Source organism: Mesorhizobium sp. Root695 (assembly GCF_001428185.1).
Taxonomy (GTDB): domain Bacteria; phylum Pseudomonadota; class Alphaproteobacteria; order Rhizobiales; family Rhizobiaceae; genus Mesorhizobium.
Window position 1 is genome coordinate 88,558 of the sequence record NZ_LMHO01000042.1, and the last position, 17,270, is coordinate 105,827.

Annotated in this window: 22 protein-coding genes; 16 read left to right on the plus strand and 6 right to left on the minus strand. The window is 63.7% G+C overall.

Features of this window, described 5'->3' with window-relative positions; translation table 11 throughout:
- Positions 1–7: 7 nt before the first annotated feature.
- The 5 genes from ASD99_RS25735 to ASD99_RS25755 all read right to left on the minus strand — a co-directional run bounded on the left by ASD99_RS25735 (position 8) and on the right by ASD99_RS25755 (position 3,275).
- Positions 8–385: a Stf0 family sulfotransferase gene (locus ASD99_RS25735; RefSeq protein ID WP_244497901.1), complete on the minus strand. Its 378-nt coding sequence runs from the start codon at positions 383–385 to the stop codon at positions 8–10.
- Positions 273–605 carry a phosphotransferase-like protein gene (locus ASD99_RS25740; RefSeq protein ID WP_244497904.1) on the minus strand — a complete coding sequence of 111 codons (333 nt, stop codon included), beginning with the start codon at positions 603–605 and terminating at the stop codon, positions 273–275. Before ASD99_RS25740 ends, ASD99_RS25735 begins: the two co-directional genes overlap by 113 nt.
- Before the next feature lie 47 nt (positions 606–652).
- Positions 653–1,507 (minus strand): lytic transglycosylase domain-containing protein, encoded by an 855-nt coding sequence (locus ASD99_RS25745; protein ID WP_057145319.1) that lies wholly within the window; start codon positions 1,505–1,507, stop codon positions 653–655.
- A 5-nt stretch (positions 1,508–1,512) separates the two neighbouring features.
- Complete coding sequence (gene ispG / locus ASD99_RS25750; protein WP_056586899.1) at positions 1,513–2,763, minus strand: flavodoxin-dependent (E)-4-hydroxy-3-methylbut-2-enyl-diphosphate synthase; 1,251 nt, start codon at positions 2,761–2,763, stop codon at positions 1,513–1,515.
- Between the two features lie 332 nt (positions 2,764–3,095).
- A complete protein-coding gene (locus ASD99_RS25755) occupies positions 3,096–3,275 on the minus strand; it encodes a YdcH family protein (protein ID WP_056586668.1) in 180 nt (59 codons plus the stop codon).
- Between the two features lie 241 nt (positions 3,276–3,516).
- Between ASD99_RS25755 and ASD99_RS25760 the strand changes: the two genes are divergently transcribed.
- Complete coding sequence (locus ASD99_RS25760) at positions 3,517–3,720, plus strand: YdcH family protein (RefSeq protein ID WP_056586665.1); 204 nt, start codon at positions 3,517–3,519, stop codon at positions 3,718–3,720.
- 24 nt (positions 3,721–3,744) lie between these two features.
- Here ASD99_RS25760 and ASD99_RS25765 read toward each other — a convergent pair whose 3' ends face one another.
- Positions 3,745–4,533, minus strand: a complete 789-nt coding sequence (locus ASD99_RS25765) for an IclR family transcriptional regulator (protein WP_056586664.1) — start codon at positions 4,531–4,533, stop codon at positions 3,745–3,747.
- Between the two features lie 121 nt (positions 4,534–4,654).
- Here ASD99_RS25765 and ASD99_RS25770 point away from each other — a divergent pair, with 121 nt between their 5' ends.
- The 15 genes from ASD99_RS25770 to ASD99_RS25840 all read left to right on the plus strand — a co-directional run bounded on the left by ASD99_RS25770 (position 4,655) and on the right by ASD99_RS25840 (position 17,187).
- Positions 4,655–5,527, plus strand: coding sequence for a transporter substrate-binding domain-containing protein (locus tag ASD99_RS25770; RefSeq protein WP_056586661.1), 873 nt, complete (start codon positions 4,655–4,657; stop codon positions 5,525–5,527).
- 172 nt (positions 5,528–5,699) lie between these two features.
- The gene (locus ASD99_RS25775; protein ID WP_056586659.1) at positions 5,700–6,365 is read left to right on the plus strand and encodes an amino acid ABC transporter permease; all 666 of its coding nucleotides are present in this window, start codon (positions 5,700–5,702) and stop codon (positions 6,363–6,365) included.
- Between the two features lies 1 nt (position 6,366).
- Entirely contained in the window at positions 6,367–7,017 is a 651-nt protein-coding gene (locus ASD99_RS25780) for an amino acid ABC transporter permease (RefSeq protein ID WP_056586654.1), read from the plus strand.
- A gap of 4 nt (positions 7,018–7,021) precedes the next feature.
- A complete protein-coding gene (locus tag ASD99_RS25785) occupies positions 7,022–7,816 on the plus strand; it encodes an amino acid ABC transporter ATP-binding protein (protein WP_056586652.1) in 795 nt (264 codons plus the stop codon).
- A 38-nt stretch (positions 7,817–7,854) separates the two neighbouring features.
- On the plus strand, positions 7,855–8,316 hold the full coding sequence (locus ASD99_RS25790; RefSeq protein WP_056586649.1) for a RidA family protein: 462 nt from the start codon (positions 7,855–7,857) through the stop codon (positions 8,314–8,316).
- A 25-nt stretch (positions 8,317–8,341) separates the two neighbouring features.
- Positions 8,342–9,547 (plus strand): aminotransferase class V-fold PLP-dependent enzyme, encoded by a 1,206-nt coding sequence (locus tag ASD99_RS25795; protein WP_057145320.1) that lies wholly within the window; start codon positions 8,342–8,344, stop codon positions 9,545–9,547.
- A 149-nt stretch (positions 9,548–9,696) separates the two neighbouring features.
- On the plus strand, positions 9,697–10,644 hold the full coding sequence (locus tag ASD99_RS25800; RefSeq protein WP_057145321.1) for a metallophosphoesterase family protein: 948 nt from the start codon (positions 9,697–9,699) through the stop codon (positions 10,642–10,644).
- 24 nt (positions 10,645–10,668) lie between these two features.
- Entirely contained in the window at positions 10,669–11,013 is a 345-nt protein-coding gene (locus ASD99_RS25805) for a cupredoxin family copper-binding protein (protein ID WP_082583422.1), read from the plus strand.
- A 46-nt stretch (positions 11,014–11,059) separates the two neighbouring features.
- A complete protein-coding gene (locus ASD99_RS25810) occupies positions 11,060–11,599 on the plus strand; it encodes a sigma-70 family RNA polymerase sigma factor (RefSeq protein WP_057145323.1) in 540 nt (179 codons plus the stop codon).
- Positions 11,596–12,528, plus strand: a complete 933-nt coding sequence (locus ASD99_RS25815; RefSeq protein ID WP_057145324.1) for an anti-sigma factor family protein — start codon at positions 11,596–11,598, stop codon at positions 12,526–12,528. Before ASD99_RS25810 ends, ASD99_RS25815 begins: the two co-directional genes overlap by 4 nt.
- A 207-nt stretch (positions 12,529–12,735) precedes the next feature.
- A complete protein-coding gene (locus tag ASD99_RS25820; protein WP_057145325.1) occupies positions 12,736–13,725 on the plus strand; it encodes a sugar phosphate isomerase/epimerase family protein in 990 nt (329 codons plus the stop codon).
- Between the two features lie 14 nt (positions 13,726–13,739).
- On the plus strand, positions 13,740–14,615 hold the full coding sequence (locus ASD99_RS25825) for a MurR/RpiR family transcriptional regulator (protein ID WP_057145326.1): 876 nt from the start codon (positions 13,740–13,742) through the stop codon (positions 14,613–14,615).
- On the plus strand, positions 14,612–15,505 hold the full coding sequence (locus tag ASD99_RS25830) for a ribokinase (RefSeq protein WP_056586626.1): 894 nt from the start codon (positions 14,612–14,614) through the stop codon (positions 15,503–15,505). Before ASD99_RS25825 ends, ASD99_RS25830 begins: the two co-directional genes overlap by 4 nt.
- A 102-nt stretch (positions 15,506–15,607) precedes the next feature.
- Positions 15,608–16,105 (plus strand): 5-(carboxyamino)imidazole ribonucleotide mutase, encoded by a 498-nt coding sequence (gene purE, locus ASD99_RS25835; RefSeq protein ID WP_056586623.1) that lies wholly within the window; start codon positions 15,608–15,610, stop codon positions 16,103–16,105.
- Positions 16,102–17,187 (plus strand): 5-(carboxyamino)imidazole ribonucleotide synthase, encoded by a 1,086-nt coding sequence (locus tag ASD99_RS25840; RefSeq protein ID WP_057145327.1) that lies wholly within the window; start codon positions 16,102–16,104, stop codon positions 17,185–17,187. Before purE ends, ASD99_RS25840 begins: the two co-directional genes overlap by 4 nt.
- The last annotated feature ends 83 nt before the right edge of the window (positions 17,188–17,270 follow it).

Consider the following 17,270-nt stretch of genomic DNA (forward strand, 5'->3'; position numbering starts at 1 on the left):
GGATGCGTCAGACGGATGCGTCCAGAAGATAGCGGCGCATCCAGTCGAGGCTCGTGTCGTCGGAGAGCTTCGCAACGCCGGGGCTTACATCCCCGGCGTCAGGTGCTCGGACCCCCAGGGCTTCGCAGATGCCTAGCAACGTCGCGGCCGGGTTCGCGGCAAGACGCTCATAACCGACCCGCAGCGGGGACATGCCTTGCTCAGTGAACCAAATGTTCCAGGCTGCATCATAGGTCTCGAGTTCCGTCACGTCACGCCTGATCCGCTTGAAATCATATTGGGGCGCTTTCGGCGGCGCGGCCCTTTCGATCGACGATGAGGTTGTTGCCGTGCCCGGCCATCGCGGCGATGGCGTGGCGCATGGCGCGCAGGGTTCGCGCCCCAACCGGTCCGGTCCTGATCACGACCGAAGGCTTGCCGTCCCGTTGGATGGTTTCATAGGAAAAACCATCCGCATGGTCCTGCATGGCGTCGGGCAGCATCGCGATGAAAGTGTCCATCTGGACATGCAGGAAGGGCTCGGCGGTGATTGTCTGCAACGCCTTGGCGATCGAGCTCTTGCCGGCACTGCCGACACCGTTGAGCAAAATGATCCTGGCTTTCACCTTCAGACGCCTCTCTCAGACAAAACATCGTGCCGGCAGGGGTCAAATTACCGGTTGCGCACCACCACGCACGCCCCGCCGATGCTTTGCAATTTCTGGCAGATGACATTGGCGGCGGCACGGTCGTCGACGCCGATTCTGACCGCGTAGATGCCGCGCCGGCCGATTGGCGTGCGCACCCGGCTGACCACCGGATCGTGCCCGTTGAGCAGGGCCGGGAACCGGCTCCTTACCCTGAGCCACTGGTTGATCGCGGCACTGCGGCGAAAATTGCCGGCCACCTGGATGCCCCACGGCTTTATGTTGATCGAGGCCATCGCCACGGTCCGCGACATGATCACCGGCAGCCTGCGGCAGGCGACGGCAAAATCCGTCTTTACGTCGAGCGGCTCGATCTTTCCGGCATAGGCCCGGTCGGTGAACTTGTCGGCCGGCTCGCCCATGATGTCGAAGACATAGCTTTCGGTTTCCATCGGCAGGAAGCCGCCGGAGCTGAGCCAGCGCGACACCCGGCTCTCACCAGCATTGTAGGCCGCCGCCGCCAGGCCGAGATTGCCATAGCCGGTTTTCATTTCGGCGAGATACTTTGCCGACGCCGGGATCGCCTGGTTGATGTCGAAGGAATTGGTGAGCCCGCGCATCTTGGCGGTGCCCGGCATGAACTGGGCGATGCCTTCGGCGCCGACCGGACTAACAGCGTTGGGATCGAAACGGCTCTCCTTCCAGATCAGCCGGGCGAAGAAATCCCTGGGCAGGCCGTTCTGGTCGGCATGGGCCTTGATCAGGGTGCAAACCTTGTCAATCAGCCGCTGTTTGGCGGATTGCGGCGGATCGGCTTGAACAGCTGTCGAGCAGACCAGGGCGCAAAGCAAAACGAGCGTCGCCCTGAGGAAACGCTGCATCGCGCCTACTCCGCCGCGGCCTTGCCGCGACCAAACCGTTGCTCGATATAGTCGGCGACCATTTTCTCGAAATCCGCCGCGATCGACGGCCCGCGCAGAGTCGCCGCCTTCTTGCCGTCGACGAAGACAGGCGCCGTCGGCGTCTCGCCGGTGCCGGGCAGCGAAATGCCGATGTCGGCATGCTTGGACTCGCCCGGGCCGTTGACGATGCAACCCATCACCGCGACCTTGAGGTTCTCGACGCCGGGATATTTTTCGCGCCACACCGGCATGTTCTTCCTGAGATCGGCCTGGATGTTCTGAGCCAGCTCCTGGAAGACGGTGGAGGTGGTGCGGCCGCAGCCGGGACAGGCGGCGACGATCGGCACGAACTGCCTGAACCCCATGGTCTGCAGCAATTCCTGCGACACCTGCACCTCACGTGTGCGGTCGCCATTCGGCTCCGGCGTCAGCGAGATGCGAATGGTGTCGCCAATCCCTTGCTGTAGCAGGATGCCCATGGCAGCCGAAGAAGCAACGATGCCTTTCGAGCCCATGCCGGCCTCGGTGAGGCCAAGATGCAGCGCATGGTTGGAGCGGGTGGCAAGCTCGGTATAGACGGCGATCAGATCCTGCACGCCGCTGACTTTGGCCGACAGGATGATTTTCTCGCGGCCAAGCCCGATCTCTTCCGCCATCTCGGCCGACAGGATCGCCGACTGCACGATCGCCTCGCGCGTCACCTCTTGCGCGGTCAGCGGAAAACCCTTGTCCTGGTTGTCGTCCATCAACCGGGTCAAAAGCTCCTGGTCGAGCGAGCCCCAGTTGACGCCGATGCGCACCGGCTTGTCGTGTTTGATCGCCATCTCGACGATCGCGGCGAACTGCCGGTCTTTCTTGTCCTTGAAGCCGACATTGCCCGGATTGATGCGATATTTGGCCAGCGCCTCGGCACAGGCCGGATGATCGGCCAAAAGCTTGTGGCCGATATAATGGAAATCGCCGACCAGCGGTACGTTGATGCCTAGCCGCTGAAGCCGCTCATGAATGCGTGGCACGGCGGCGGCACTCTCGTCGCGATCGACGGTGATGCGCACGATCTCGGAGCCGGCCCGGTGGAGTGCTGCGACTTGCGCAACAGTCTGGTCGACATCGGCCGTGTCGGTGTTGGTCATCGACTGCACGACAACGGGCGCGCCGCCGCCGACGACCACGCCGCCGACATCGACGCCAACCGAGGTGCGGCGGGGAAAAGGAGAGGAAAAATATCCGGTCATGCCGGCAGCCTTTTGTCTCTGGAGCGCCATGCGTCCACTTGAACGCACAAAGTGCGCTCCGGGCCGATGCGCTAAAGTCCGGGCATGAGGTGGAGGAGCAAAGATGGCTTGTCAATGGCGACAGGTCGCCACTGGCCGGAATCGGCCCGCCGCCAGAGGCCAGAAACAATCGATGATCTGGCGAAAACGGGCGACGGCCGAAGCTGAAATTAGCCCTGTGGGGGTCCAGCTTAGGCTGATGCCCGATGCTGGAAATCAAAAACCACCATGCCGGCGGCAGGCACCGCCGGGAAAAGAGGCCGCGGATCGCAAGCGGCTAGGTCAGCAGGGCATCAATGCGTGGTCGGTTTCCCTCTTAGTTTTTCAATCGCATCCTTGAGTGCCAGCTTGCGTCGCTTGAGATTCACGATTTCGAGGTCGTCGACCGATGGATGGTTCATCGCGTCATCGATTTCACGTTCGATGTCGCCGTGTTTCCGCTGCAACTCATCAAGATGGGATGCAAGAGACATGATTGGTTCTCCCTTTCATGGTTTCCTCGATTGCAGCCGTCACGGCGCGTCCACCGCAGGTTCGCTTTCTGTGACGGCACGGTGACAGTGTGCCACCTTCCGGCAACGATGTCGAATGATCCGTGGTAGCATTCCACGACAATGTGAAATGTGATATGGGCTGCGCGCCGGTTGCAAAATCCCGCCGGCCCCGCCCAATCAGGCCCATTTTTGGGCGCCGCAGACGTGCAGACGGTAGATAATGTCCGATCAGGAACAGGCTGATATCCGCCTCGAATATTCCCGGCTGAAGCAGGAGCACGCGGATTTCGATGCGGCCATCAACGCGATGATCGCCATGGGCTGCGATCCGCTGCAGATCCAGCGCATGAAGAAGAAAAAGCTGTTCCTCAAGGACCGGCTGATGGCGCTGGAAGACAAGATCATTCCCGACATCATTGCCTGAACCAGCATTCGATCGTTGGCGCGCCTAGGCCGCGATCGAAAGCCTCGCGGCACGATCACGCAGCAGGCCGATGAGTTCGCCGGTCCGCTCCTCGGACGTATCGATGGGAACCACCAGGCACATCGTCGCTTCGACCTTGCCCGGCGCTGAAAGGACCGGCGCGGCAAGGCATTTCGTATAGGCATCGACAAGGCCCGAGGTGACGCAATAGCCGGTGACCTGCGCTTTTGCGATGTCGGCGACGAAATCGTCGAGCCGCAGTTTGCGCCCGTCGGGCAGCACCAGATCGTCGTCCGACACCATGCCTTCGATCTCAGCCTTCTCCAGCCCCGCCAGAAGCAGCCGCCCCGAGGCCGTCCAGGGCAGCGGTATCTGCAAGCCGGTAGCGGAACTGATGCGGAACGGCCTGGTGCCGGGACTCGCGTGGACGATCGTATAGCGCCCGCTTTGCAGCATGCACAGTTCGGAAGTCTCGCCGGTCTCGCGCGACAGATTGTCGACCTCCTGACGCCCCCGCCTCAAGAGGTCGTTGCCTCGCACATAGTCCATTCCATAGAGATAGAGTTTCTTGCCGAAATAGACGCGATTGCCGTCGCTTTCCATTTCCAGCAGTCCCGCATCGACCAGCGACCGCACCAGCGTGTAGGTCGTCGAGCGGGGCGCGTTCACGCCCTTGGCAAGGTCGCCAATGCCGATCGCCCGCTGGGTCGTGTGAAGAAACTCCAGAATCTCGAGCACCCGGTTGAGCCCTTTTTCACGGGAGCCCGAAATCTTCTCGCCGGCTGAAACTGCCGAGGCATTGCCATCTTGCATTGTCGATTCCCGGTGTTAATATCTGTCTTGTACAGGATACACTCGTCTCTTGTAAGAGACAAAATCACCGACGCGTGTCCTGCCTGTGCACAAGGGGAACACAACACGAAAGGAGGTCGCCGTGAACGACACATCCGGAAGACGTGATTTTCTGAAATTGGGAATGGCAGGGCTGGCCACGGCTGGCGTGCTGGCAACCATCGATGCCCAGAAGGCCGCTGCCCAGGCAGCACCCGACAGCCTGCTGCGCACCGTGCTCGATCGCGGCAAGCTGATCGTCGGCACCGGCAGCACCAACGCGCCCTGGCACTTCGAGAACGATGCCGGCGAACTCGTCGGCATGGACATCACCATGGGACGCATTCTCGCCAAGGGCCTTTTCGACGATCCGACCAAGGTCGAATTCGTCATGCAGGATCCGGCTCAGCGCATCCCCAACGTGACCACCAACAAGGTCGACATCACCATCCAGTTCATGACGATGAGCGCCCAGCGCTCGCAGCTGGTCAATTTTTCCCGGCCTTACTATGTCGAGGGCGTCGCCCTGCTGAGCCTTCCGACCGCCGAGAACAAGACCTTCGACAAGCTGCTTGCCGGTGGCGCGGCGACACGTATCTCCATCCTGCAGAATGTCGATGCCGAGGCGCAGGTGCATTCGGTCCTGCCCGAGTGCCAGGTCATGCAGATTGATACCCAGGCCAACGTGCTGCAGGCGCTGGAATCGAAACGCGTCGATGCCGCTGCCGTCGATCTGTCCACGGTGCGTTGGCTCGCCTCGCGCAATCCGGACAAATATTTCGACGCCGGCAAGAGCTGGCTGAGCATGCTTTATGGCGCGGCACTGCGGCAAGGTGACCTCGACTGGCTGGCCTTCGTCAACGCGACCTTCACCATCGCCATGTTCGGTCACGAAAATGCACTCTACGATGCCGCCTTCAAGGACTATTTCGGACAGGAGCCGCCGGCGCGCCATCCCGGCTTCCCGACCATTTGATCTGCATCGGGGGGAAGGGCGTATCCAGCGCCCTTCCGCCTCCCTAGAGCAATTCCAGGAAAAGTGTGAACGGTTTTCCGTCCGGAATTGCGTCAAAACAAAGAGTTAGAGCGGTTTGCCGTTTCCGTGAAACGGTGAACTGCTCTAAAGCCTGCGGCACTGAGGCGGACGCATGGGCTATGCCCTCAATTTTAACCTGATCTGGCGGCACTTCGACAAGCTGTGGGGCGGCCTGCTGCTCAGTCTCGAGCTTGCCGTCATATCGATCGCCATCGGCATCGTCATCGGCCTGGTTCTGGCGGTCTGGTATGTGTCTGCCGGGCGCATCGTGCGCACCATCATCGCCGCCTATGTCGAATTCATCCGCAACGTGCCGCTGATCCTGCTCGTCTACCTCGTCTTCTACGGCCTGCCGACGGTGGTCGATATCGCCTACAGCGCGCCGACCTCGTTTGTCGTCACGCTGTCGCTCTACAGCGGCGCCTATCTGGTCGAGGTGTTCCGCTCCGGGCTCGAAGCCGTCCCGCGCGGACAGCTGGATGCCGGCAAGGCAATCGGCCTGACTCCATGGCAAAGGCTGCTCAATGTGCGCCTGCCGACCATGCTGCGCATCACGCTGCCGGCACTGTCCAATACCTTCATATCGCTGTTCAAGGATACGTCCGTCGCGTCGGTCATCTCGGTGCCGGAACTGACCTACGGCGCCCAGTGGATCAACTTCAACACCTTCCGCATCGTCGAGGTCTATCTCGTGGTCACCGCGATGTATCTGGTGACCGGCTACATCATGCTTTTTGCGCTTCGGCTTGTCGAGCGCCGGTTCAGGGCGGCGCGCTGACATGCTCATCCAGATCGCCTATGCCTTGCCTTTCCTCGCCCAGGGCTTTGCCCTGACACTGTGGGTATCCCTGCTGGTCGTGGTGTTTTCCCTGATTGCCGGCGTGATCATGGGCGTCGGCCTCGTCTATGGCCCTGTACCGTTGCAATGGGCCGTGCGCATCTTCAGCGACACCATCCGCGGCATCCCTATCCTGGTGCTCATCTTCTTTGTCTATTACGGCCTGCCGGCCGTCGGGCTTCATCTGCCATCCTTCTGGGCAGCCGTGCTGGCGCTCACCCTGTTCAAGACGGCGCAGGTCGTCGAATACCTCAGGGGTGCGGTCGGCTCCATCCCGAGGGGGCAATCCGAGGCGGCAATGGCGATCGGACTGACCTTTCGCCAGCGGCTCGCCTACGTCATCTTCCCGCAAGCGTTCAGGCGCTTCCTGCCGCCCTGGATCAACGGTGTCACCGACGCGGTCAAGGGCAGCGCGCTGGTGTCGCTGCTCGGCATCACCGATCTGATGCAGGCCATCAACCAGGTCATTGGCCGCACCTACGAAGCCATGCCGCTCTATGTTCTCGGCGCGCTCATCTACTTCGCGGTCAACTACGCGCTTTCGCTGGCCAGCCGGCGGCTCGAGCGGCGTTTCTCCTTTATCCGGGAATAGCAAGATGTCCACCAGCTCGACCACCGTCCCGGCCCTTCTCGATGTCACCGATGTTTCCAAATCCTTTGGAACCGTCCAGGTCCTGCGTTCGGTCAGCCTGCAGGTGGCGCGTGGTGAAGTGGTGACGGTCATCGGCCCCTCCGGCAGCGGCAAGACCACGCTGCTGCGTTGCGTCAACTTCCTCGAAAGCTACGACAGCGGCTCGATCCGCATCGACGGCAAGGAGGTCGGCTTTCGCGAAACCGGAGCCCGCCAGCGCCGTAGCGAACGCGACCTCGCCGCGATGCGCGCCGAAACCGGCATGGTGTTCCAGAGCTTCAACCTCTTTCCGCACCTGACAGCCGCCGGCAACATCATGCTTGGTCTCACCAAGGTGCGCGGCAAGAGCCGTGCGGAGGCCCGCACCATCGCCGAGCACTGGCTCGGCCGGGTCGGTCTCGCCCACAAGGCCGACAGCCTGCCCGCCGAGCTGTCCGGCGGCCAGCAGCAGCGTGTCGGCATTGCCCGTGCCGTGGCCATGGGGCCCAAGATCCTGCTTCTCGACGAGATAACCTCCGCGCTCGACCCGGAACTGGTCGGCGAGGTGCTCGAGGTTGTGCGCAGCCTGGCCGAGGACGGCATGACGATGGTGATGGTCACGCACGAAATGGCCTTTGCCCGCGATGCATCGAGCCGCATCATCTTCATGGCCGATGGCGGCGTCAGCGCGGCGGGTCCACCCGCCGAAATCCTGGCGGCGGACACCGACAACGAGCGCCTGCGCACCTTCCTGGCACGCTTCCGCGCCTCGCATTTCTAGAACGGGACAGCGAACGCTGTCGCAAGGAGCCTTTTTTGATGACGCCTTATATCCGGCTCGCCGAGTTGGGCTTGACGCTGCCCGAGCCGCCGACCCCGATCGCCAACTTCGTCACCCATGCCGAAAGCGGCCGGTTGATCTTCCTGTCCGGCCAGGGGCCGCTGCGGACCGACGGCACGCTGTTCACCGGCAAGGTGGGAGACGACGTCACCGTCGAAGAGGCCTATGGCCATGCCCGCCTCACCGGCCTCAATCTGCTCGCCGTCATGCACGCAGCCACTGGCGACCTTGGCCGTATCGTGCGCATCGTCAAGCTGCTCGGCTTCGTCAATGCGACACCGACCTTCAGCGACCACCCGAAGGTGGTCAATGGCTGTTCCGACCTGTTCGCCGATGTGTTCGACAGTATCGGAGGCCATGCCCGCTCGGCGATCGGCGTCGGTTCCTTGCCCGGAAACATCACCGTCGAAATCGAGGCGGTCGTCGAGATCGCCGCCTGACCTTTTAGAAAATGGGATCGCAGAGATGAAAACCTATTCCGCCAACGGCTCCAACACCACGATCCGTGAACGGCTCGGCCTTCGCCCGATCATCAATGTCTCCGGCACGATGACGGCGCTCGGCGCATCGATCATCGTCCCGGAAGCGATCAGCGCGATGGCGGAAATGGCCTCGCAATGGGTGGAGATGGACGATCTGCAGCGAGCCGCGAGCACGATCGTCGCACGCCTCACCGGCGGCGAGGCCGGTTTCATCACCGCTTGCTGCGCCAGCGGCATCACCATGGCGATCGCCGGCGCGATGACGGGAACCAACCTGCTCGCCATCGAACGCCTGCCTGACAACACCGAGGACCTCAAGTCGGAGGTGATCGTCCAGCTCGGCCACATCGTCAACTATGGCGCCCCGATCGACCAGTCGGTCCGGCTGGCGGGCGCCAAGGTCGTGCCGGCCGGCACGGTCAGCGTGACGCAGGACTATCACGTGCGCGACGCAATCCGTGACCGCACGGCGGCGGGCCTCTATGTCGTCGCCCACCACACCGTCCAGTATGGCATGCTGTCGCTGGAGGAATTCTGCGAGATCTGCCACGCCAGGGGCGTCCCGGTGATTGTCGACGCGGCTTCCGAATATGACCTGCGCGGCTTCCTCGCGCGCGGCGCCGATATTGTCATCTACAGCGGCCACAAATTCCTGAGCGGGCCGACCAGCGGCATCGTCACCGGGCGCAAGGATCTGGTTCGAGCCGCCTATCTGCAGAACCGCGGCGTCGCCCGCGCCATGAAGGTCGGCAAGGAAAGCATTGCCGGCACCATGGCCGCACTGGAAGCCTGGGAAAAGCGCGACCATGCCGGCATCCGCCGCCGCGAAGAGACGGCACTCACCCTGTGGAAGGACACATTGCAGGGCCTGCCGGGCATTGTCGCGCAGATCATCCCCGACCCGACCGCCAATCCTCTGGACCGGTTGCAGATTTTTGTATTGCCCGAAAGCCGGTTCACGGCAGCCGGTCTCACCTCGGAGCTCGCCGCCGGCTCGCCGCCGATCATCGTGCGCAACCACGAGGTGGAGCGCGGGCATTTCTTCCTCGACCCCTGCAATCTTCATCCCGGCGAGGCCGAGATCGTCGCCGAACGGCTGCGCTCCATACTGACCGCGAAGGACCGTCCCGCCGATGCCATGAAGCCAGTCCGCAAGGAATCGTCTGGCGCCTTGCGCTGGCCGGATTGAAACACCGGGCTTGCCTGAAAATGCGCCGGTCACGATCGGCACACGCCATCACGCGACCGTGAACGGCTGAATCCGCGCCAGCCGGGAATAAACCGCCGCCGCCCCGGGTCTCCTCAGCATACGCCACTCCTGGCGTTGAGGAGATCGACATGACCCATCATCACGACGACGACAACGGGCACATCAGCCGCCGCCATGCGCTGGAGTGCATGATCTGGGCCGGCACCGGCGTGCTGTGGACGATTTCAGGCGGCATACCGGTGTCGCTCAACCTGCTCGGCGCCGCACAAGCTGCCGAAGCCATGGCCACCGGCTTCACCTTCCTGCAGATCTCCGACAGCCATATCGGCTTCGACAAGGCGGCCAACCCGCATGCCATCGACACGCTAAAGGAAGCGATGGGCAAGATCCAGGCGCTGCCGCAAAAGCCCGCCTTCATGATCCACACCGGCGACATCACCCATCTTTCCAAGGCCGCACAGTTCGACAATGCGGCGCAGATCATCGGCGGCGCCGGCTTCGACGTGCATTACGTGCCTGGCGAGCACGATTTGATCGACGACGGCAACGGCAAGGCCTATCTCGACCGCTACGGCAAGGGCACCAGGGGTGCCGGCTGGTATTCGTTCGACCAGAACGGCGTGCATTTCGTGGCGCTGGTCAATGTCGTTAACCTCAAAGCCGGCGGGCTCGGCAATCTCGGCGCCGAACAGCTGGCGTGGCTGGCGGATGATCTGAAAGCGCTCAGCGCCTCGACGCCGATCGTCGTCTTCGCTCACATCCCGCTATGGGCCGTCTATCCCGAATGGGGTTGGGGCACCGACGACGCGGCACAGGCGCTCAGCCTGCTCAAACACTTCGGCTCGGTCACCGTGCTCAACGGCCACATCCACCAGATCATGCAGAAAGTGGAAGGCAACGTCACCTTCCACACCGCGCGCTCGACCGCCTTCCCGCAGCCGGCGCCGGGCACCGCCGCTTCGCCCGGACCAATGACGGTGCCGGCCGGACAGCTGCGCGGCCTGCTCGGCACCAGCAGCGTCACCGTCAAGCAAGGCGGGCAGGATCTCGCCATCATCGACTCGACGTTGGCTTGAGCCTGAACAGCAAGGGAAATCACCATGCTTTGCATACGCCTTCCGGCCCGGCACATGGCCGCGATCCTCACCGCCTTCACCTTGACCACGGCGACCTGCCAGCCACTGCGCGCGGCCGATGCGCCGATGGTCAGAATCGAGAACTTTGCCTTCACGCCGCCGGTGCTGACGGTCAAGCCCGGCACCATCGTGACCTTCAGAAACGACGACGATATTCCGCATCTGGTCGTTGCCAACGATTCCTCCTTCCGCTCCAAGGCGCTTGACACCGGTGACACTTATGAATTCACCTTCACCAAAGCAGGCGACTTTGCCTATTTCTGCGGACTTCACCCGCATATGCAGGGCAAAATCACCGTCGCTCCCTGAGCGGGCGCGGCAAATCCTGCCCGGAGTGCCGGTTCATGGTGCTGACTTGAGCGAAAAGGCCTTGGCCGAGCGCTTCGGCGAGGTGGTGCTGCCCCATCTCGGCGATGCGCTTGCGCTGGCTCGCTGGCTGACCGGCAACACAGCCGACGCCGAGGATGTGGTGCAGGAAGCCTGCATGAAAGCACATGCCGGCATATCTGGCTATGCCGGCGGCAATGCCCGCGCCTGGCTGCTCACCATCGTGCGCAACACCGCCTACACCTGGATGTCGCGCAACCGGCCGCGCGGCATGCTCGCTGTCGGTGACCTCGGCGATCTCGACGAGATGGCGGCAGCGCACGGCACCAGCCTGCCCGACGAGGATGGCCCGGAAGCAAGCCTGATCGCCAGGGCCGATGCGGCAGCCCTGGAAGGGGCGATCACAGCACTGCCGCAGCCGTTCCGCGAGACGTTGGTGCTGCGCGACATCAACGGCCTCAGCTACCGCGAGATAGCGGCCATGCTGGGAGTACCGATGGGCACCGTGATGTCGCGGCTGGCCCGCGCCCGCGGCCTGCTTGTATCCGAACTGGGGAGAGCGCCATGACCAACCATGACGACGGACTGCCCAACGATCCCGAGGGCATCAGGCTGATGATCCACGCCTTGGTCGACGGCGAACTCGACGCGGCGGCCGCACTTGCGGTAGAACGGCGCATTGCCGCCGACCCGCAGCTTGCCGCCGAACACGCCCGCATCATTGCCTTGCGGGGCGCACTCGGCCGTTTGCCGCGCCCCGATGTCAGCGACGCCTTTCGGGCCCGCATCGCCGCACTTGGCGCGACGGTCACGGCACAACCGACGCAAGACGTGCCGACGCAGGACGAAGCGGCCGGGCCGCGGCGGGGGACGCTGTCGCCGCAACCGGATCAAATAGGTGTAGGCCAGCTTCACGGAACCTCGAGACGAGCCACAGAGACACGCCCATCGCAGACGCGGGCGCTGCCAGGGGCGCGCCGCTTCGGCTCGTTCGACTGGCGTGCTCTTGCCGCATCCATCGTGATCAGCGCGGTGCTGGCCAGCGGAGCCACGCAATGGGTGATGGTCGACAACACGTCCGACAGTTTCGCAGCTGGAGTCGCCAGCGGACATCGCCGCAGCCTGCTCGCGGCGAGCCCAATCGATATCGTCTCATCCGATCGCCATACGGTGAAGCCGTGGCTCGACGCCCGGATCGGCGTGTCGCCGCCGGCGCCCGACCTTGCGCAGGACGGTTTCGCGCTCATCGGCGGCCGGGTAGAGGTGATATCAGGCCGACCGGTCCCGGCGCTGGTCTACCGCCATCGCGAGCACCTGATCACGCTGGTCGCCGAACCTCAACAGGGCGGGACCACCACTGAGCCCGAGGATCTCTCGTCGAGCGGCTTCTCGCTGGTACACTGGAGCGACGGCGCCTTCTCCTACTGGGCGATCTCCGACATGGAGCGGCCCGAACTGGACGACTTCGTCGCCCGCTTCCGCAAGGCGGCGGTGTGAGGACTGCCCTGCCTCGTTCCTGATCCCACCGCGCTGACAGGCTTCTCCAACCTGCAACGTCAGCCAGGAAATCGCCGGTTCTTAGCGCGCCTTTGCACGGTTCCGCCCGGCCGCTACCGCAGCCGGCAGCGACTCGTCGTCCTCTCAAAACAATAACTTTACAAACATTCGTACTGATGTAAAGTTATAACTATTGAAGGATCGATCATGCCTGCCCATCGTTTCGCCACGCGCCTGAATTCCTTTGCCTCGCGGCCGCAGGCCGAATGGCCGGACCTTGTCGGCAAGCCCTCGCTGCTGCAGATGGCGGCGCGCGCCGCCAGGGTTGCCGGGCTGACCGACCTTGATCTGAATTTCCCCGACCATGTCGGTGAAAAGCCTGCCGAGATCGCCCGCAAGCTCAACGACCTTGGCCTTTCCATCAATGGCTTCGCCATGCGCTACTACTCCAATCCGGCCTTCAAGCTTGGCGCCTTCACCAATCCGGATCCGGCGGTGCGCCGTGAAGCCATCGACCTGACCAAGGCCGGCATCGATGCCGCGCGCGAGGCAGGCGCCAGCCTGATGACGCTGTGGCTCGGCCAGGATGGCTTCGATTACGCCTTCCAGGCCGACTACGCGACGCTTTGGCAACACGAAATCGATGGGATTCGTGAAGTTGCAGCTCATGATCCGGATTGCCAGATCAGCCTTGAATACAAACCAAACGAACCGCGCTCCTACAGCCTGATGCCGGATGCGGCGACGACGTTGCTGGCGATCCGCGATGTCGGCTTGGCCAATCTCGGTGTCACGCTCGATTTCGCTCATGTGCTCTATGCCGACGAACAGCCGGCCTTTGCCGCTGCCCTGGTGGCGCGCCACAGCAAGCTGCTCGGCGTGCACCTCAACGACGGCTACGCCAAGCGCGACGACGGCCTGATGGTCGGCGCGGTGCATACGTTGCAGACCATCGAGCTGCTCAAGCAGATCCGCCGGGACGGCTACGGCGGCGCCATCTATTTCGACACGTTCCCGGACATGACCGGGCTCGATCCGGTGCGTGAGTGCGAAGTCAACATCGCCACCGTCAAGCGCATGCTACGCGTCGTCGACCGGCTGGAGCAGGACAACCGCCTGTCCGCCGCCATGGACAGCCAGGATGCGGTGACGTCGCAGGCCATCATCCAGGAAATCATGCTTGGGCCGGACGTGTGACGAGGGGGGCATGGATGACCTTGAGCGGGCTGGACCTGAAAGCGGTAGGACCGCGCATCCGCATGATGATGCCGCATCTCACCCCGCTGGAGGCGAAGGTGGTGGAAACCGTCTTCGGCCGGCGCGGCTTCGACGAGAGCATTCCGCTGAAGCAGATCGCCGAGGAGGCTGGGGTGTCCGAGGCGATGGTGGTCAAGATCGCCAAGAAACTAGGCTTCTCCGGCTATCGCGACTTCCGCACCGCTGTCTATGAATACAGCCGCCTGCCGACCGCCGAGATGCATCAGGAGCTGTCGTCGGACGACAGTTCCGCCGAGATCGTACAGAAGGTTTTCCGCACCTCCATCCAGGCACTGGAGGAGACACTGGCGATCCTCGACATCGAGGATTTCGACCGCGCCGCCGATCTTCTCTACCGTGCGAAGAACCGGGATTTCTATGGCGTCGGCGGCTCGGCACAGATCGCCCGCGACGTCTCGCACAAATTCCTGCGCATCGGCATCCGCGCATCCGTCTATGACGATTCGCACATGATGCTGATGTCGGCCTCGCTGCTTGGCGGCGACGACATCGCCGTCGGCTTCTCGCATTCGGGCAACACGTCGGCCGTCGTCGACGCCATCCAGCTGGCCCGTAAGAACGGTGCCCGCACGCTGGCCATCACCAACTACGACAACTCACCGCTGGCCGCGGTCGCCGACATCGTGCTGTGCTCGACCGCGCAGGGCTCGCCACTGATGGGCGAGAATGCGGCGGCGCGCATTGCCCAGCTCAACATCCTCGACGCGTTGTTCGTGGCGGTGGCGCAGCGCGACTACCAGGCGGCGGAGCGCAATCTCGGCCGCACCATGTCGGCGGTGACATCGAAACGAAAAGACCGGGGCTCATGAGGACATCGCCGCTGGTCACCGTGTTCGGCAGCCTGCATTACGACATCATGGTCGATGCCCCAGACCGCCCGCGCAAGGGCGAGACGGTGACCGGCCATGCCTGGCATCCCAAATGCGGCGGCAAGGGGGGCAACCAGGCCGTCTCGGCGGCACGGGCCGGCGTGCGCGCGGCGATGATCGGCGCGGTCGGCGACGATGATTTCGGGCGGGCGCTGCTGGCCAACCTCGATCGCGCTGGCGTCGACCGTCGCTTCGTGCGGGTGGCGCCCGGCGTCGGCTCTGGCATTAGCGTGGCGATCTTCGACGCAGGCGGCGACTATGGCGCGGTGATCGTCTCGGGCAGTAATCTGACGCTGTACGATGCCGACATTGCCTCGGCTTCAGCAGTGGTGGCACAAACGGCGGTGCTCTTGTTGCAGAACGAAGTGCCGGAAGCCGCCAACATTACCGCCGCACGCGCGGTGAAGGCGCAGGGCGGCCGCGTCGTGCTCAACGCAGCCCCCGCGCGCAAGCTCTCCGGCGAGTTGACCGCGCTGGTCGACATCCTCGTCGTCAACGCCGTCGAGGCGGAGTTCCTGGCCGGCATGGCGGTGGTCGAAACGCTTGACGGGGCCGCGCAAGCCGCTCGGCTGCTGGCCGATCTCTATCGGGTGGCGATCGTCACGGCTGGCGGTGAGGGCGTTGCCTGTTGCGATCGGACTGGCGATGCCTTTGCGCTGCCGGCCATCCCGATCAAGGTCGTCAGCACGCATGGCGCAGGCGATGAATTCGTCGGCGCGCTGGCCGCGGGGCTTGCCCGTGGGGAGACCGTGCGGGCGGCCATCACCGCCGCCAACGCGGCTTCGGCCTTGCTGGTCTCGACGCCAGAGGCCGAGCGCGACGGCATCTGACTGGCTGGTTTGCGTCTTGCCAAACCGCTGCGGCGGCCGCCTATCCTTGCGGCTTCGCGCGAATTCCGCTAAGGCGCGCCTTTGTCGCCGGGGAACACAGACTTGGACGATCAACGCGCCGACGTCGCCATCATCATGGGCAGCCAGTCCGACTGGGCGACGATGCGCCATGCGGCCGAAACGCTGGAAGCACTCGGCATACCGCACAAGCGGCTGATCGTCTCCGCGCATCGCACACCGGACCGGCTCTATGATTTCGCCAAGGGCGCCAAGGCGGCCGGCTACAAGGTGATCATCGCCGGGGCCGGCGGCGCCGCGCACCTGCCCGGCATGACCGCAGCGATGACGCCGTTGCCGGTGTTCGGCGTGCCGGTCGAATCGAAGGCGCTTTCCGGGCAGGATTCGCTGCTGTCCATCGTCCAGATGCCGGCCGGTATTCCCGTGGGAACGCTGGCCATCGGCAAGGCCGGTGCGACCAACGCAGCCCTTCTGGCCGCTGCCGTGCTGGCGCTGAACGATGACAAGCTTGCCGTCCGTCTGGATGCCTGGCGCGCCGCGCAGACCGCCAAGGTCGCGACCGAACCGACGGATACGCCGTGAGCCTGCCCGCCGGATCGACCATCGGCATCATTGGGGGCGGCCAGCTCGGCCGCATGCTGGCGATATCAGCCGCCCGCCTCGGCTATCGCACGGTGGTGCTGGAGCCGCAGCCGGACTGCCCGGCGGCACAGGTCGCCAACCGGCAGATAACGGCCGCCTATGACGACCCGGCGGCCCTTGCCGAACTGGCAGCGTCGAGTTCCGTCGTCACCTACGAGTTCGAGAACGTGCCAGTCACGGCGGCCAGTGCGCTGGCCGCCAAGGTCCCGGTCTATCCGCCGGCGCGAGCGCTGGAAGTGGCGCAAGACCGGGTGAGCGAAAAAACATTCCTCAACGGCATCGGCATTGCAACCGCGGATTTCCACGCCGTCGACGATGATGACCAGCTGACGGCGGCGCTGAAGGCGTTCGAAGGCAGCGGCATCCTGAAGACGCGCCGCATGGGCTATGACGGCAAAGGCCAGCGCGTCTTCCGCAACTTGGAAGCCGGCGGTTTTGCCGGCACCTGCGAGGCGATGGGCAATGTGCCGTTGATCCTGGAGTCCTTCGTGCCGTTCGAGCGCGAGATTTCGGTGATCGCGGCGCGTGGGCTGGACGGCGCGGTCGTCGCCTACGATCCGGCCGAGAATGTCCACCGCAACGGCATTCTCCACACATCGATCCTGCCGGCCGCCATTATGCCCGAGACGGCGCAAGCGGCGCGAACGGCCACATCGAAGATCTTGTCGGCGCTGAACTATGTCGGTGTCATCGGCGTCGAGTTCTTCGTGCTGGCCGACGGCTCCCCGCTGGCCAACGAAATCGCACCGCGCGTCCACAATTCCGGCCATTGGACGGAAGCAGCCTGCATCGTTTCGCAGTTCGAGCAGCACATCCGCGCCGTCGCCGGCCTGCCGCTCGGCCACCCGGACCGCCATTCCGATTGCGTGATGGAGAACCTGATCGGCGACGATGTGCTGCGTGTTCCGGAGCTTCTCGCCGAGCCCGATCTGATGCTGCATCTCTACGGCAAGGCCGAGGCACGCCCCGGCCGCAAGATGGGTCATTTCACTCGGATTAAAGCAATTCCAGGAAAAGTGTGAAGCGGTTTTCCCGGGAAAAGCGCGTAGCGCTTTCCCTGGGGAATTGCGTCAAACAAAGAGATAGAGCGGTTCAGCGTTTCCGT